Annotated in this window: 15 protein-coding genes; 6 read left to right on the top strand and 9 right to left on the bottom strand. The window is 42.3% G+C overall.

Going from position 1 to position 15,624, the window contains the following annotated elements; genetic code table 11:
* Positions 1-127: 127 nt before the first annotated feature.
* Positions 128-919 carry an ABC transporter substrate-binding protein gene (locus tag H5185_RS01700; protein ID WP_182696852.1) on the bottom strand — a complete coding sequence of 264 codons (792 nt, stop codon included), beginning with the start codon at positions 917-919 and terminating at the stop codon, positions 128-130.
* A 196-nt stretch (positions 920-1,115) separates the two neighbouring features.
* On the opposite strand from H5185_RS01700, the gene H5185_RS01695 reads away from it, so the two are divergent.
* Together H5185_RS01695 and H5185_RS01690 are read left to right on the top strand one after the other, a co-directional pair.
* On the top strand, positions 1,116-2,120 hold the full coding sequence (locus H5185_RS01695; protein ID WP_182741169.1) for an NAD(P)H-quinone oxidoreductase: 1,005 nt from the start codon (positions 1,116-1,118) through the stop codon (positions 2,118-2,120).
* 371 nt (positions 2,121-2,491) lie between these two features.
* Positions 2,492-2,929, top strand: coding sequence for a hypothetical protein (locus H5185_RS01690; RefSeq protein ID WP_124015255.1), 438 nt, complete (start codon positions 2,492-2,494; stop codon positions 2,927-2,929).
* Positions 2,930-3,047: 118 nt separating this feature from the next.
* On the opposite strand, the gene H5185_RS01685 is transcribed toward H5185_RS01690, so the two are convergent.
* The 6 genes from H5185_RS01685 to cutA form a co-directional block, all read right to left on the bottom strand.
* Positions 3,048-3,461: a DUF2391 family protein gene (locus H5185_RS01685; RefSeq protein ID WP_182723630.1), complete on the bottom strand. Its 414-nt coding sequence runs from the start codon at positions 3,459-3,461 to the stop codon at positions 3,048-3,050.
* The gene (locus H5185_RS01680; RefSeq protein ID WP_182741168.1) at positions 3,451-4,485 is read right to left on the bottom strand and encodes an aldose epimerase family protein; all 1,035 of its coding nucleotides are present in this window, start codon (positions 4,483-4,485) and stop codon (positions 3,451-3,453) included. Before H5185_RS01680 ends, H5185_RS01685 begins: the two co-directional genes overlap by 11 nt.
* A 25-nt stretch (positions 4,486-4,510) precedes the next feature.
* Positions 4,511-5,653 (bottom strand): galactokinase, encoded by a 1,143-nt coding sequence (galK, locus tag H5185_RS01675; RefSeq protein WP_182741167.1) that lies wholly within the window; start codon positions 5,651-5,653, stop codon positions 4,511-4,513.
* A gap of 184 nt (positions 5,654-5,837) precedes the next feature.
* The gene (locus tag H5185_RS01670) at positions 5,838-7,508 is read right to left on the bottom strand and encodes a cation:proton antiporter family protein (protein ID WP_182723628.1); all 1,671 of its coding nucleotides are present in this window, start codon (positions 7,506-7,508) and stop codon (positions 5,838-5,840) included.
* 306 nt (positions 7,509-7,814) lie between these two features.
* Positions 7,815-9,683 carry a protein-disulfide reductase DsbD gene (locus tag H5185_RS01665; RefSeq protein WP_182741195.1) on the bottom strand — a complete coding sequence of 623 codons (1,869 nt, stop codon included), beginning with the start codon at positions 9,681-9,683 and terminating at the stop codon, positions 7,815-7,817.
* Positions 9,680-10,006 carry a divalent-cation tolerance protein CutA gene (gene cutA, locus H5185_RS01660; protein ID WP_124015249.1) on the bottom strand — a complete coding sequence of 109 codons (327 nt, stop codon included), beginning with the start codon at positions 10,004-10,006 and terminating at the stop codon, positions 9,680-9,682. The genes H5185_RS01665 and cutA overlap by 4 nt, the downstream gene beginning before the upstream one ends.
* Before the next feature lie 202 nt (positions 10,007-10,208).
* Between cutA and H5185_RS01655 the strand changes: the two genes are divergently transcribed.
* A complete protein-coding gene (locus H5185_RS01655) occupies positions 10,209-10,856 on the top strand; it encodes an FxsA family protein (protein WP_182741166.1) in 648 nt (215 codons plus the stop codon).
* Positions 10,857-10,990: 134 nt separating this feature from the next.
* Here the strand turns inward: H5185_RS01655 and H5185_RS01650 are convergent, their stop codons facing one another.
* Positions 10,991-11,350 (bottom strand): hypothetical protein, encoded by a 360-nt coding sequence (locus H5185_RS01650; RefSeq protein ID WP_182741165.1) that lies wholly within the window; start codon positions 11,348-11,350, stop codon positions 10,991-10,993.
* Positions 11,351-11,440: 90 nt separating this feature from the next.
* Complete coding sequence (locus tag H5185_RS01645) at positions 11,441-12,874, bottom strand: MATE family efflux transporter (RefSeq protein WP_182741164.1); 1,434 nt, start codon at positions 12,872-12,874, stop codon at positions 11,441-11,443.
* 212 nt (positions 12,875-13,086) lie between these two features.
* On the opposite strand from H5185_RS01645, the gene H5185_RS01640 reads away from it, so the two are divergent.
* The 3 genes from H5185_RS01640 to H5185_RS01630 form a co-directional block, all read left to right on the top strand.
* On the top strand, positions 13,087-13,377 hold the full coding sequence (locus H5185_RS01640; RefSeq protein WP_124015245.1) for a co-chaperone GroES: 291 nt from the start codon (positions 13,087-13,089) through the stop codon (positions 13,375-13,377).
* Positions 13,378-13,434: 57 nt separating this feature from the next.
* Complete coding sequence (gene groL / locus H5185_RS01635) at positions 13,435-15,072, top strand: chaperonin GroEL (RefSeq protein WP_124015244.1); 1,638 nt, start codon at positions 13,435-13,437, stop codon at positions 15,070-15,072.
* A gap of 404 nt (positions 15,073-15,476) precedes the next feature.
* Positions 15,477-15,624, top strand: a 148-nt coding sequence (locus H5185_RS01630; protein WP_182741163.1) for a DUF1289 domain-containing protein, incomplete at its 3' end; no start/stop codon positions are given.

The following is a 15,624-nucleotide window of genomic DNA, read 5'->3' as shown; positions in this document are numbered from 1 at the left end:
AAATGATGATTTATTATTTTTTTGTTGGCGCAGTGTAACGAAAATGACAAGGTTATGCAGTGAGAAGAGTGTTACTAAGTTTTGCACCTTGCTGATGCCAATTCCCTCTGGCATAAAAACAGCGAGTTTAATCAAGGATAGGTAAAAACTTTTGCAGGTTTTTATAGCGGGCGTCGGCTGAGGTGACTTCCGGTAATATTTTGTATTTATCCATAATTTGCTTATATTCGCCATTGGCTTTTAGCATCTGTATGCCGCGGTCAAAAGCGCTCACATAGGCTTTATTTTGCGGGTTAAAACCAATATATAAAGGAACCGGTTTACCTATAGTGCCTGCATAACGAAGTTGTTGATTTAAGTTTAGTTGACTTGCGGTGTACTCAATGACATTTTTGTTGTCGATAATCACCGAGTGGCGGCCTTTTATAAGGCGAATAATGTTCATCGCGATAGGGTCATTACCCGAGGCAAAATAGGTGCTCGGGTGGGAGTTAAGCCATGTATCCAGTTCTTTGCCATATTGGTAGCCAGTGACAACGGCAACCTGTTGGGTATTATTGAGGTCGGATATTTGCTCAAATGACTCAGTGCTGTCAACTAGAGTATAAAAGTCGTTACTTTTATAGCCCACAATCACGTCATTACTCAGTAATTGATAGTTGCCTATCGCTTTTTTAGACAATCCAATGACAGCATCGACATTGTTCCTTTGAAGTTCAAGCATGACTCGTTTAAAAGGGGCTATCATAAATTCAACAGGTTGATTTTGAATTTCAAAAGCGCGACGAGTCAATTCCACAACATAACCAGTGTTAGTATCACAGGCATATGGGCACCAAATATCTGAGGCAATACGAATTGGCGCGGCATGGGCGTGAATACTGAAAACAGACAGTAAAATGAACAGGTACTTTAGCAAGTATTGTGCTCCATGGGATGAACGGGCGCGTATAGTAATTGTTTAAAGTGAAGAGGCAATCTTTTTTTGATTAAAAAAGATACTATTTAAGTATTTACTAACAAATATGTTCATATTGTGAACAGCTACAGTGTGCCAATAACAGATAGTTAACATTGGTTACTTTTTAACTGCAATTAACCGAGAGAACATTTTTATGGCGACATTAGATAGACAATTTACTCATGTGATGGTTGAGCAACCTGGCGAACCAAGCGTGATGACCATGGCACAATCAACTCTTGCGATGCCATCCGCGGGTCAAGTGACGATTAAGGTACATGCTGCTGGAGTGAATGGCCCAGACATTAAACAGCGTGTGGGGGCTTATCCACCGCCAGCAGATGCTAGCCCAATCCTAGGTTTAGAAGTGGCCGGTGAAATTGTTGCCGTGGCAGATGATGTAACTCAGTGGCAGGTCGGCGACAAAGTGTGTGCGTTAGTGCCTGGTGGTGGTTATGCCGAGCTGGTTAACACTTATGCCGCCCATTGTTTACCTATTCCTACCGGTTACAGTTACGTACAAGCGGCAGCTCTGCCAGAAACCTTTTTTACTGTGTGGGGTAACTTATTTATTCGTGGCGGGCTTAAAGCAGGTGAAACCGTACTGATCCATGGTGGATCTGGCGGTATCGGCACGACCGCAATCCAAATGGCCAGTCGCTTAGGTGCTAAGGTATTTGCGACTTCTGGTAGCGCTGAAAAATGCCAATATTGTTTGGATCAAGGGGCCAGTGTGGCCATTAATTATAATGAAGAGCACTTTGTCGAACCTATCTTAGCGGCAACGGATGGCCTAGGGGTCAATGTGATTATGGACATTGCTGGTGGCGACTTTATTAATGAAAATCTCAAAGCCATAGCCACTGATGGGCGTATGGTGTCCGTCGCGATGCAACGGGGTCCTCAGGCAAATGTAGATATTTTTCGCATTATGGCAAAACGGGTAGTGTGGACAGGTTCAACATTACGACCACAAAGCGTGCAAAATAAAGCGCAAATTGCTCAAGGCTTAGCGCAATATGTATGGCCATTATTAAACAGTGGTGAAATGAGTATTCCTGTAGATAGCGTATTTGCTTTTGCTCAAGTCGTCGAGGCACATCAGCGTATGGAATCTGGGCAACATAAAGGCAAGATTGTATTAAATCTACAAGCCTAAGCCGCGGCGTTATGTGTGTGCCGATCCATTCGGAATATTTATCAGCATATATTTTGCTAAAAAACTTGAAGCTTGATTTTTTTAAGCTAAAGTCGTCAAGACAAAGTGGTTAGCCTAAAAGTGGCTAATTGCCTTTGTGGACGATTATTTTGTGAGAAAAAAGACAGTAAAGTGTTAAAAATCGACTACGACGGACATTTTTATGCGATTACTTGAAAAAATCATCGTTTTAGGCATTGATTCTCAGAAATATTCTGTTTAAATACCCACGTAAATACAGAACAAATAATCGTGTTGTAGATTGGCTGTTTTATTAGCCATCAAGCTGCATCATTTTTAGGATATGTGTTGATTTAAGGGCGTTAGCATATATGTATAACACAGCAAAAAAACAGGTTTGGTTTGGTGAATTAAGAACATCAAAAGGTAATACTATTGTTGTTCATGATAACCAACTGCCACAAGCGTCTCCAGGGCGCATCTACTTTTACAATACAATTCGTAATACGATTGTTGAGTATGTAGAAGACATCGTTAAAGTGAATTTACATGACTTAGATGATGAGCAAACAAAAGCGGCAATCGCTGAGTTTAATGATGCTTGGAAAGCGGCACGTGCTGAGTTTATGTTAAAGCATCAATCACGTATCGACTTGTCAAAAGTACCAGACACAGCGCCTCCTCGTAAGGCTAAACCAGTGCCAGAACCAGATGAAGTTATTGATTCAGATGATGACATTCCAGAATTTGATGACTCAGATGATGATGATGACAGCTTTGATGAAATAGGTGATAGCATAGACGATTAATTCTGTGCAATACATTAAGTTTTAGACTTAATGTATTGTGTGATTAGCCGCATTACTGGTTTATATTGGTCATAGATTGACAACGTCATAAGCAATAATTTTTTATTGCTTATGACGTTTATTCTTTGTCAAAACTATCAACAATAATTGCGCCCATCGATGCGGGCATCGCAATTAATATCATCCGCTTAAATGCTAAAATGGGATCGTCCCATAACGGCAATTTATCTAATGCTAAAAGCACTATTCCCACGACTAATAACGTCAATATATAGGCAGCAACGACTCGTAATAGAAATGCTTGTCTGCGCTTAATAATATTGGCCTGAAATACACTCTGGTAGGCAAATAAGGCAATAAACGCTAGCGACAGTACCACTATCAAGACCAAATTTAAGCTTGGTAAGCTGGCTGATAAATGCCAAGCTTCTTCAGAAAATGCAATCGGCACCGACAGGGCAAAAGCCCCTATGGCAATTTGGCCAATGTCTTCAGCATTAAAATCAGATTTAACAGGCGGATTATTCTGCATCAAACTGATATCGAGTGATGTGATGATAAACGTGTCCCGGTTTTACCCACACATCACCAGCTAAGTCTGGTTGATTAGGTGAATCAGGTAGCATCTGCGGTTCAATACACACGGCTTGGTGATCGCAAAGTGGACGTTGTTTTTTACCAATAGTGCCTTGCAAAAAATTAGCCCCGTAAACTTGTATGCCGGGTTGGTTAGTATAAACCGTCATACTGCGGCCGCTATTTGGGCTGGCTAAGCAACCAAAACGTTGCAAGTCTGCCCCTGGGTTATCTAACACATAACAATGATCAAAACCTTTAGTGGCGGCCAATGCTGCGCGCTCGGTCTGCACCGACATTGGTGTAGGTACAGCCATGTCTAAATCGCTGCCTGCGGTAGCTTGCATTGACGTTGGTATGCCAACATCATTCATTGTGAGGTAATGTTTAGCATCCACTTGTAGAGTATGTTGAGCATTGGTATCGCTACGATTACCGTCTAAATTAAAGTAGCTATGCTGGGTTAAACTAATGGGGCAGGCTTTATCTGTGCTGGCCAGCATTTCAATGTACACATTGTTACCCGCTAAGCGGTAATCGAGCTGTACGGTGCAATTACCTGGAAACCCCATGTCGCCGTCAGGGCTTTTTAAGGTTAAGCGCATGCCATCACTTAATGGCCCAAGCTGCCATAATTTGCGATTAAACCCCTCCGCGCCACCATGTAAACAGTTAGTCGCTTGATTAATACTCAGTGAGTATTGTTGGCCATTATATTGAGTTTTACCATTGGCAATACGATTGCTATAACGTCCTGCAATCGCACCTAAATGTGCTTGTTGGGCTAAATAATCTTCGGCGCTGTCGCAACCTAAGACAATATTTTTACGTTCACCATTGCGATCGGGAGTCCATAATGATCGAATAATGCCGCCTAAACTTAATACTTCGAGTGCGATGATGCCATTATCGATTCTTACCCGTTCAATCTCTCCACCACGGGGATCTTGCCAAGGTTCCAATACACTAAAACGTACCATTTATGCTTCCCACTTTTGTAAAATATTAACTGATGCGTCCTGCACCGCCGCTTGCTGAACACAAGTATATTGTTGCTTCGATACCTGTTTGCTTAAAATATTGCTTTTCAACCACATTAATCACCTCATCGGTGAGATCATGATTAACCAGAGCTAATACACAGCCATCGCTCATCCGCACACCGCCTTGTTCGCCGATCAGCGATGCAACCATAGTCACCAAGCAATCGATTTCTGGGGTAATAATCTCAAAATCATCACGCATTGAAACTTGAGACTGCGCCATTAACTCACTAAAACGAGCAATATTATTCTGTTGTAATGCTCGGGCTGCATTACTGGTGCGTTGGTTTTCAGTGATCACATGGCGAGCACGGCGAAACTGCTCATCACTCAATACCTCTTTATTTAGATTCAGTTGGGCGAGTGATAAATCGCGAAGAGAATCGAGGCCAAGTATCGCAGTGATCTGACTGCATTCTTGTTTGCGCTGTTCAAACTGCTGTGTAAAAACATGACGATCTTGTTTTATATCAATCACAATCAAGCTTAATTCTTCAGGCAATAGCACAGCTTCGCTTTCTAGTTCTAAGCAATCAATCAATAAGGCATGATCGGGCTCTGCCATCGCACTGATAATTTGGTCCATCATGCCGCAATTTAATTGCATAAATTGGCTTTCACCGCGCTGTGCTAATTGGGCAATAGCAATAGGTGATAAATGTAATTGGCTGGCATTACTGATAGCAGTACCAAACGCGATTTCCAGTGCTGCTGAAGATGATAAACCTGCCCCAAGCGGCACATCACCGACAATCGCTAAGTCTAAGCCTTTTGCCTGTAAACCTGATTGGTTCATTGCGGCTGTAACGCCCTTTAAATAATGGCTCCAATCATCGCCAGCAGCTACGGTTCCTTCTTCGCCAAAGTACCATTGTTTAATGTGCCCCGGAAAAGCGGTACTGACCGCGCGAAATAAATCATCATCGCGATGCTTTACAGCAATAACAGTATGAAAATTAATGGCGGCAGGTAATGCGAGGCCTTCGTTATAGTCGGTATGTTCGCCCATAATGTTAACTCGCCCGGGCGCTTGGTATAAATCATCGGGCTTAGTGCCAAAAGTTTGCACGAATAATTTAGTCGCGCGTTGAGCAGGGTTTGACATACTTCAAAAAATCCAACAAAGGGTGACAAGAAAAAGTCTTATTAGTGGAGTTATAGCATGACTTTACTCGATCTGTAACTGTGATTTGTTTATCCGACGCAAAATTGAAAATACGTTGTGGAAAACAAAAACGCCTAGAGATATTTCTAGGCGTTTTAAATGGATCGCAACTTAGGGACAGATTTTATGATGTTGACTTAACGGGCTGCTCATCTGCCGCTATAGCGTGATTCTCATTGGTTATTTCGCCGGCGGATTCAGATGCGATGACTGATGGCGAATCAAGTAGCTCTTTAATCACATGGTCAACAAAACCTCTACCTGCTGCTTCATACAAGTTGTACACAGTATTCACACCTGAGTCTTTTAACGAATCGGCGTCTTCTGTGTATTGTACAATGGCACTGATTTTACCTTCGTAATTTAATCTTTTTAGTTGTTGAACGGCAAACAAGTTACCGACGTGATTTGGCATTGCCAGTAAAACCAACTCTAAATTAGGAGCTCGTTCGAGCTTTTCCCAAAAATCGGTATCGCCAGCATCCCCTTGAACGACATTACGACCTTGATTGCGATGAAAGTCGACCAGCTCTTGTTTATGCTCAATACCTAATATTTCGCCTATGTATTTTGAACGTAATTCATCATAAGCACCTGAACCAATTCGGCCCATACCTAAAATTAAGAAGCGTGGATTACCAATTGGAATCTGGCGATCTTCAGGGTGCAAAGGATGGCGTTCTAGTTTCATTAGTCTGGTTTGATAACGTAAATAAATCTTCGCGACGCTGTTATTCAGCGGTGCTGCAAATAAGAAACTAATGCTTAAGGCGACCGCAATAATAATCAGCCATTGCGGTGGTAACCAACCTTTTTGCGCCGCAACAGCAGCTACAATTAAACCAAACTCACTGTAGTTACCTAAGTTAAATGAGGCTAATAACGAGGTGCGCGAACGTAATTTAAAGCGGGTTAGCAAGTAGATAAACATAACAATCTTAACCGGGATTAACACCACTAAAATAGCGGCTAAGCCGATATCTGCCAGTGTCGGCAAACCGTTTAAACCAATGGTTAAGAAAAATGCGACTAAGAATAGCTCTTTAAAGAAATAAATCGATTTAGCTAATTCAGATGATTTAGCATGTCCTGCGAGTAAAATCCCCACAATTAGAGCGCCTAAATCTGGCTTTAAACCTACGGCTTCAAATAGCCATGCGCCCACAACTAAGGCCATTACTAGGCCAAATAACACTAACATTTCACCGTGGCCTACTCGGTCAAACACTTTGTATATCAGTGGCTTTGCTAATGGGAGTAACAACAAGGCAAAGGCCCAAACAGATGGAATGTTACCTTTGGAAATGGTTAAAAATATTACCGCGAAGATATCTTGCATAATTAAGATACCAATCGCTACTCGACCATATAGAGACTGCATATCACCGCTGTCTTCAAGTACTTTTACCGCAAATACAGTACTTGAAAAACTCAGAGCAAACGCAACTAGCATCAGTTGATTAAAGCTAAACCCATCTAGTTGCTCAATGCCTAAAAAGCCTAATACCTTAAGTACAGGCACAAAAAACAGAATTGAACCGATTAAATGCAAACTTGAACCAGCCCATACTTCGGCTTTAAAAAGACTCTTTAGATCAAGTTTAAGGCCAATGGAAAACAGCAGTAAGGTAACGCCTAGGTCGGCAAGCTGTTGCAAAATAGGCAAGCTAGTGTCTTTAATTCCTAAGGTAAATAATACAAAACCAGCAGCAAGATAACCTATGAGTGGCGGTAAACCAACACGGCTAACCAACATACCGCAAAGCAGAGTGATAATAAGGATAGCGGGTTCCATAAAACTCCTTAGATGAGGAATATAAAAATTATATTGTATAAGAAAAAGGTTAACTTACGGTGACTTTAATACCACAAAAGCAAAAAACAGCATCTTTAGTGATTAAAGATACTGTTTTATATTGTGTTCTAGGCAAAGATTTTACTAACAGATTATCTTTATAACTGCACTTAATACCCTACTTACAGCTAAGTATGATGAGCAACATAGCCTGTTAGGTAACTTATTTAGTCAATAAAGTGAATGCATTATATTTGCCGTGTAGATATCGCGCATTGCGTTAATGCGCGATATTACTCAGGCGATTTATTTTGCTAAAAGGATATCTAAATGGGCTGCAAAGTCTTTTGGTCCCATAAATCCGGTTACCCGTAAATCTTCACGTTGTTTGCCGTCGGTATTGAACATTAATAATGTCGGTAAACCCAATACGCCATAATGCTCTAACAACTCAATATCAATATCATCACTGGCAGTCACGTCCGCTTGTAATAACACCATTTCTTTCATCCGTGCTTCTACATCAGCATTTTTAAAGGTAATGGCTTCAAACTCTTTACAAGCCACACACCAGTCGGCATATAAATCTAACATTACCGTTTTGCCGCTAATACTGGCCTTATCTAATTCTACTTCTAAATCGTCTAGCGATTTAATGCGGATAAAGTGATTCGCTTCGGTTTTGGTTTTACCTTCAACACCCGCTTGGTTCATCTGCACAGAGGTATGGCCAAAGCCAGCCATCATTGCTTGGAAACCATAAGAGAAGCTTGCCATTAACGCCAACAATAGCAGTACTCCACGGGTGCTTTGTTTCCAGTTAAACTCTGACAATCTATTTTGATGCATTAAGTAAGCAATTAAGCTGATTGCCCATACAGACCAGAGTAAATCGGATACTAAACCTGGCCAAATACGGCCAATCATCACAATAGACACTGAAATCAGCAAGAAGCCAAAGATGGTTTTAATAATGTCCATCCAAGCCCCTGCGCGAGGTAAAATTTTACCACCGGAAGTGCCAATAACTAATAACGGTAAGCCCATGCCCATACTCAGTACATATAGGGCTAAAAAGCCTTGTAGCAAGTCGCCAGACTGCGCCACGTAAATAAGCACGCCAGATAATGGCGCTGTGGTGCAAGGTGAGGCGACTAAGCCTGAAATCACGCCCATCATGAACACGCCAATCAGGTTGCCACCTTTTTGGTTGTTCGACATTGAGTTCATTTTTTCCTGCCATTTAGATGGCAGTTTTAAATCGTACATGCCAAACATCGACAAACTCAGCAATACAAACATCACTGCTAAGAAAATCAAAATTGCAGGGTGTTGCAAGGCTGCTTGAAACTTAAGTCCAGCAGAGGCAACAACTAGTCCGAGTAAGGAGTAAGTAATCGCCATGCCTTGTACATAGGCCATAGAGAGGGTGAAGGCTTTGGCCGTTGACAATTTTTGGCCTTGGCCAACAATAATGCCCGATAAAATAGGGTACATAGGGAACACGCATGGTGTTAATGCTAAGCCGATACCTAAACCAAAGAAAATCACTAAGGTCCACAACAGGCTATCGTTTTGCAGCATTTGGTTTAACGTGTCTTGCTCAGTGATAGGGGTTGCAGGAGCATCAGTTGCATTGGTTACTTTTGCTGATTGCGTGTCATCAGGGGCGCCAATCACTTTTTTGCTGACTATCTTGCCATCATTCGCTTCAATGGCTGATAAGGTCACATCACGCTTGGTCGGTGGGTAACACAAAGTACCTTCAGCACAACCCATAAAGGTGACATGAAACACCGCACCTTCTTGGGCTTCTTTAAACGCAATCGGAATTTCAACGAACGAGTAAAACACCTCTTGGTCGCCAAAATATTCGTCATGGTGGTTTTTACCATGAGGTAATTCAATATCACCAATAACTGCACCATCGACAGAAAACTGCAACTTGTCGCGGTATAGATAATAACCCTCAGCAATCACAAAGTTGATTTTGAGCTGATTACCTTGTTGTTGGTAGTCAAACACAAAAGCATCGTTGACCTTCATTAATTCAGGTTCACTGCTTAAAAAGCTGAATTTATTCCCCAAGGCATTCGCGCTGTGTGCTACTGGCGCGAGGAGGATTGATGACATCAGTAACAGAGATGTTAGGCATAGTGCGACGATTTTTTTCATGATGGTGAGTTGTCTTTTATCCATTGTAAATAAGGGCCAAAACCACCGATAATCGGAGTGGCAATGAATTCTGGTACTTCATAAGGATGCATTTTGATCACGAGTTGTTCAATTGAATGATAATCTGATGCCATACATTTTATTTGTATTGGTACTTCATTTGACTGACAAATTTTATTGTCCCAGCGATAAATTGACTCAACGGCTTGGCCTATTTGTACGCATGCTGCCAATTTCGCTTCGACTAATTTTGTCGCAATACCTGCAGCGACCTCAGCATTTGGGCAAGAGGTTAAAATAAGTAGCTGTTCAGGTTTATACATAAGTTGTCTTAAAGTTTACTTAAGTTAAAGGCGTTATACTGCAATGCATTACAGTACGATGTTTTAGCATCATTTTCATTAAACTGAGATGATATTCGTGACGCGTCTTGAAAATAGACCCGTTCACCCCCATTTAAGTTTCATCGGCAACAGTTATTTTATCGGTCGCCACTCTATCAAAAAGCGATCATTAGAGGCCAATATGTTTTTTATTTTATTGTTAATATTTGTTTTAGTACCCGTTATAGAGCTCAATGTACTCATTGAAGTTGCCAGTTCAATTGGCTCATGGACTACCGTCGCCTTGGTACTTTTTACTGCCGTTGTTGGTGTGTCATTGGTACGTAGCCAAGGGTTAAGCACGTTAATGAGCGTGCAACAAAAATTAGCTCGTGGTGAAGCACCCGGACAAGAAATTGTTGAAGGCATGATGCTTGCCGCCGCCGGGGTGTTATTGCTTATTCCTGGTTTTGTGACCGACTTTATTGGTTTAATTCTATTAACCCCATTAACCCGCTCTCCCATTGCCGCGTTTTTATATAAGCGTATGCAATTGCGTGTGGTCGCCAATGGTGGTTTTAAACCTGGTTTTGGTGGCCAAAGTCCTTTCGGACAATCGGGTCCTTTTGCTGGGCAAAAGCCATTTGATCAGCAGGGTAATACCTTCGACGGTGATTTTGAGCATAAAAATGATCGCCCACGTAGCCATCAAATTGAGCATGAGCAACATGATGTTGATGTGAGTGAAAACCCGCCTCAAGATAAGCATGCCAAAACGGATCAAAATAAGTATGACGATATTATTGATGTTGAGCCGATTAAGCCAAAAGACGACCACAAACCGTCTTAATCGCACTAAACGAATTTAATCTTTGATCAACGTTATCTGCGGTTGACGGAATACCGCGTTTTGATGACAGATAAGAATAAGCAGCCGATTGATGCAGATGCATTACTCGGCTGTTTTTGTGTTTATTGCGGTTTTTATTTTTGTAGCTGAAGCTGCTTGTCTTGCTGCGCGCCTAACCAAAATGCACTAATAATGCTTAAGCCCCAGTTGGCCAAAAACACCCAAGTTAAGGCCGACATGCTGGCACCTGCAGTGTCGAGTGCCGCCCCAGAGACAGCAGCATAAATGGAGCTTAAATCATTGCCAATCTCACCGGCCAAAATTTGCTCGGCAATCACTTGGGCGCGGCTAATTATCTGGTTCATTATCACCAACACGCACAGCAAACTGATACTGATAAACCCCCAGCCGAGTAGCTTTTTCCCTAACCAGAGTTGGCCACTGCCAGGGCAAATAATGCCTGAGAGCATGGCAGCATAAATGGACTTTTTCATCATAAACCAGATTTATTGCGTTCAAATATAAGCTTATTAATCACCTTAGCGCGATTAAAAAGCAAGTTCGGCGGCCATTATTAACACAGTTTAATATTCACTGAGGCGAGTGCTTGGCTTGGTTGCATTGACTTGTTCGTCAGATGCGGTGTGATTAGCGTTATCTGGGCAAGGCACAGCATGCTTAATCTTTTCGGGTTCGCTAATTTTAGTCGCCAGATAATAACAAGCTATACCCATTAACGTATTGGCGATGGGGAGTGCCAATAAAATCCCTTTCACGCCACCAATATAAGAGCCTAGCGCCGCCAGCGGTAGCATCAATAACATTAAGCGGCATAAGTTAATTACCAGTGAACTCAAGGGTCTATGATAAGCATTTAAGCTAGTGGCAACCATAATCACAATGGCAAGCGGCCCATAAGAGACAGGCAATATCATAATATAAAAACTCAGCCATTCGATAACCAGTGGGTCATGAGTGAATAGCCCGGCAATAGACTCAGCATAAAAATACAGCGGAATAAACAATAACGTTTGAAACACAAATGCAAACCGCAATGACATCAATAAGGCTTTTTTCGCGCGATCATGTTGACCAGCACCTAAGTTTTGCGCAATAAACGGCATTAAACTCGACGACAGCGCCATCACCACAATCAACAATACCGACTCTAGGCGAATACCGGCACCAAATGCGGCCACACCAGCATGATCAATTCGGGCTAACATCGCCATAATAATGCCGTTGGCAATCGGATTAATCACATTCATTAATGCTGCCGGGCGGGCAATATGCGATAAGACTTTCCAGTGTAAAATTAACCGGCCAACATCAAAGTCTGCAAACTGCACCAGTTTACGTTTGACAATGATCAGGTAGCCCGACAGCGACATGGCCACCACCCAAGACAGTGTTGTCGCAATCGCCGCACCTTGGATTTCAAGTCGTGGAAAAGGCCCAATACCGAAGATAAGTAGCGGGTCGAGGATCAAATTAACAATCGCGGCTAACATCATAATTTTAGCTGGAGAATGAGTGTCACCCGTGGCGCGTAATGCTTGATTACCCACCATTAATAACACCAGCGCTGGAGCGCCTAAATACCAGTACCACATGTAGTCATTAATGAGCGGCAAACTGGCGCTATTAGCACCCAGTAAACTGAAAACGGGTTCTATAAAGATGCAACCGAGAATCGATAAGCCCCAAATAATCACAAAGGTCATACACAAGGCGTCATATAAAAACACTCTGGATTCGGGCGCATGCCCAGAACCAATCAAGCGACCTAAATTGGTCGACACGCCGGCGCCAATGCCAATACCAATACTGGAAATGACTAAGGTTATCGGGAAAGTAAAGCTGACTGCCGCGAGCGATTCTGTGCCTAACTGACTGATAAAAAAGATGTCTACCAGACTGCCACCAAGAATGGTCATAATCCCAATCAGGTTCGGTAAGGTCATGTTAAGCAGCACACGACCAATTGGCGCTGTGAGCAACCCGTGTCTGTCTTTCATCAATTCTCAGCTTTGATATTTTAACGGAGCCGAATTCTATCAGGATTAGCGTTACTTTAATAAAACAGACTTAAAAAAAGTAGAGTTTTTTTTAAAATTCCCCTTGGATCTGCGACTAACCACCCCCATATCACATGCATCAAGGGGAAAACCCTTATTTGTTAGTCAATAGCCTCGTTTTTTGGGCATCAAATCATTAGGAGAGTTCATAGATGAATATTCGTCCATTACATGACCGCGTTATCGTTAAACGTTTAGAAGTTGAATCTAAATCTGCAGGTGGCATCGTGCTTACAGGCAGCGCAGCAGAAAAATCAACTCGCGGTGAAATCCTTGCTGTAGGCAACGGTCGTATTTCAGAAAATGGCACAGTTACTCCACTTGACGTTAAAGTGGGCGACGTAGTGATCTTCAATGAAGGTTACGGCGTTAAGAAAGAAAAAATTGACGGTGAAGAAGTCTTAATCCTGTCAGAAGCTGACCTGATGGCAGTAGTAGGCTAAGCCTCACGCATCAATCGACTTTCCACTTAATCATTAAATTTAAAGGAACATCAAAAAATGGCAGCAAAAGAAGTCTTATTTGGTAACGACGCACGCGTAAAAATGCTTGCAGGCGTTAACATCCTAGCCAACGCAGTTAAAGTAACCTTAGGCCCTAAAGGTCGTAACGTTGTTTTAGATAAAAGCTTTGGTTCGCCAATGATCACTAAAGATGGTGTGTCAGTGGCTAAAGAAATCGAACTAACAGACAAGTTCGAAAACATGGGCGCACAAATGGTCAAAGAAGTTGCTTCTAAAGCCAATGATGCTGCCGGTGACGGTACCACTACTGCAACAGTATTAGCACAAGCTATTGTTGTTGAAGGCCTAAAAGCAGTTGCAGCGGGTATGAACCCAATGGACCTTAAGCGCGGTATCGACAAAGCGGTTATCGCAGCCGTTGCTGAACTTAAACTACTTTCTCAAGAGTGTTCAGACACTAAAGCCATTGCTCAAGTAGGTACAATTTCTGCTAACTCTGATGAGTCAATCGGCGACATCATTGCCACCGCAATGGAAAAAGTCGGTAAAGAAGGCGTTATCACAGTTGAAGAAGGCCAAGCGCTTGAAAACGAATTAGACGTTGTTGAAGGTATGCAGTTTGACCGTGGTTACCTATCACCATACTTCATCAACAAGCCAGAAACTGGCAGCATTGAATTAGACAGCCCATTCATTTTATTAGTAGACAAAAAAGTCTCTAATATCCGTGAATTGCTACCAATCCTTGAAGGTCTAGCTAAAACAGGTAAGCCATTGCTTATCGTTGCAGAAGACGTTGAAGGCGAAGCATTAGCCACACTCGTTGTGAACAACATGCGTGGCATCGTTAAAGTTGCTGCTGTTAAAGCACCTGGTTTTGGCGACCGCCGTAAAGCAATGCTACAAGACGTTGCAATCTTAACTGGCGGTACTGTTATCGCTGAAGAAATCGGTCTAGAACTTGAAAAAGCGACTCTAGAAGATTTAGGTACAGCTAAGCGCGTCATCATCACTAAAGATAACACCACTATCATCGACGGCAGTGGCGACCAAGTGCAAATTTCTGCACGTGTTTCGCAAATCAAACAACAAGTTGAAGAGTCAACTTCAGACTACGACAAAGAAAAGCTTCAAGAGCGTATGGCTAAGTTAGCTGGCGGTGTTGCAGTCATCAAAGTTGGCGCAGCAACCGAAGTTGAAATGAAAGAGAAAAAAGCGCGCGTAGAAGATGCATTACATGCAACTCGCGCAGCGGTTGAAGAAGGTGTGGTCGCCGGTGGTGGTGTTGCCCTTGTTCGCGTAGCAAGCAAGATTAAAGATGTTGAAGTATTGAACGAAGACCAAAAACACGGTGTAGTGATTGCACTACGTGCTATGGAAGCGCCTTTACGTCAAATCGCAACTAACGCTGGTCAAGAAGCATCAGTTGTTGCTAACACTGTTAAAAACGGTGAAGGTAACTTCGGTTACAACGCGGGTAACGACACCTACGGTGACATGTTAGAAATGGGTATCCTAGACCCAACTAAAGTGACTCGTAGCGCGCTACAGTTCGCCGCGTCTATTGCTGGTCTTATGATCACAACAGAAGCGATGATTGCTGAAGTACCACAAGATTCTGCGCCAGATATGGGCGGAATGGGTGGTATGGGCGGAATGGGCGGCATGATGTAATCTAGCTTGTCTAAATCGGTGATAACTGCGTTGCTTCACCACTCGTTTAAGAAAGCTAAACGTCGTGGTAAAGCGCCTTGTTCTAACCCGATTTATCCTGCGCTAGATCATTTGTTGTTTCAAGCCTAAAAGCTTAAAGCCAAACTTCTTGTAAAAGAATATGAAAGCCCCGATACTTAACAGCATCGGGGCTTTTTTGTTATTGGTTATTTGGGATTCGTCAGACTTCCCCCTCCTTCAATTCAGGTGTAAGTATTATTTCTTTGCACTACAATTTGATTAAACTTGGGAAACGCTTTTATTTATCCAGAGCACCTCGTAATATCAAATAGTTTAATCATGAATATACTTAAGTTAACAGTGTTAGGTTGTAAATTATTTATATTAAAATCTAAGGGTATTACGTGGCGCAATTAAATTTTTTTTCCATACCGAGTCCCTGCATAGGTGTTTGTCAATCAGATGTAAAAGGTTACTGTATTGGTTGCTTAAGGGGTAGAACTGAGCGATTTAATTGGATTTCGCTATATGATGGCAAAAAATCTGAAGTTA

Source organism: Shewanella sp. SG44-6, assembly GCF_014164185.1.
Lineage (GTDB): Bacteria > Pseudomonadota > Gammaproteobacteria > Enterobacterales > Shewanellaceae > Shewanella > Shewanella vesiculosa.
The sequence above is the reverse complement of the archived record's forward strand: the minus strand, read 5'-3'. Positions and strand labels throughout refer to the sequence as shown.

Bases quoted from the DNA above. Each gene is read 5' to 3' on its own strand.
- H5185_RS01680 (WP_182741168.1), bottom strand. From the start codon at position 4,485: ATGGTACGTTTTAGTGTATTGGAACCTTGGCAAGATCCCCGTGGTGGA.
- H5185_RS01645 (WP_182741164.1), bottom strand. From the start codon at position 12,874: ATGAAAGACAGACACGGGTTGCTCACAGCGCCAATTGGTCGTGTGCTG.
- H5185_RS01685 (WP_182723630.1), bottom strand. From the start codon at position 3,461: ATGCAGAATAATCCGCCTGTTAAATCTGATTTTAATGCTGAAGACATT.
- cutA (WP_124015249.1), bottom strand. From the start codon at position 10,006: ATGTATAAACCTGAACAGCTACTTATTTTAACCTCTTGCCCAAATGCT.
- H5185_RS01665 (WP_182741195.1), bottom strand. From the start codon at position 9,683: ATGAAAAAAATCGTCGCACTATGCCTAACATCTCTGTTACTGATGTCA.
- H5185_RS01655 (WP_182741166.1), top strand. From the start codon at position 10,209: ATGTTTTTTATTTTATTGTTAATATTTGTTTTAGTACCCGTTATAGAG.
- H5185_RS01690 (WP_124015255.1), top strand. From the start codon at position 2,492: ATGTATAACACAGCAAAAAAACAGGTTTGGTTTGGTGAATTAAGAACA.
- groL (WP_124015244.1), top strand. From the start codon at position 13,435: ATGGCAGCAAAAGAAGTCTTATTTGGTAACGACGCACGCGTAAAAATG.
- H5185_RS01640 (WP_124015245.1), top strand. From the start codon at position 13,087: ATGAATATTCGTCCATTACATGACCGCGTTATCGTTAAACGTTTAGAA.
- H5185_RS01650 (WP_182741165.1), bottom strand. From the start codon at position 11,350: ATGAAAAAGTCCATTTATGCTGCCATGCTCTCAGGCATTATTTGCCCT.
- H5185_RS01670 (WP_182723628.1), bottom strand. From the start codon at position 7,508: ATGGAACCCGCTATCCTTATTATCACTCTGCTTTGCGGTATGTTGGTT.
- H5185_RS01695 (WP_182741169.1), top strand. From the start codon at position 1,116: ATGGCGACATTAGATAGACAATTTACTCATGTGATGGTTGAGCAACCT.
- galK (WP_182741167.1), bottom strand. From the start codon at position 5,653: ATGTCAAACCCTGCTCAACGCGCGACTAAATTATTCGTGCAAACTTTT.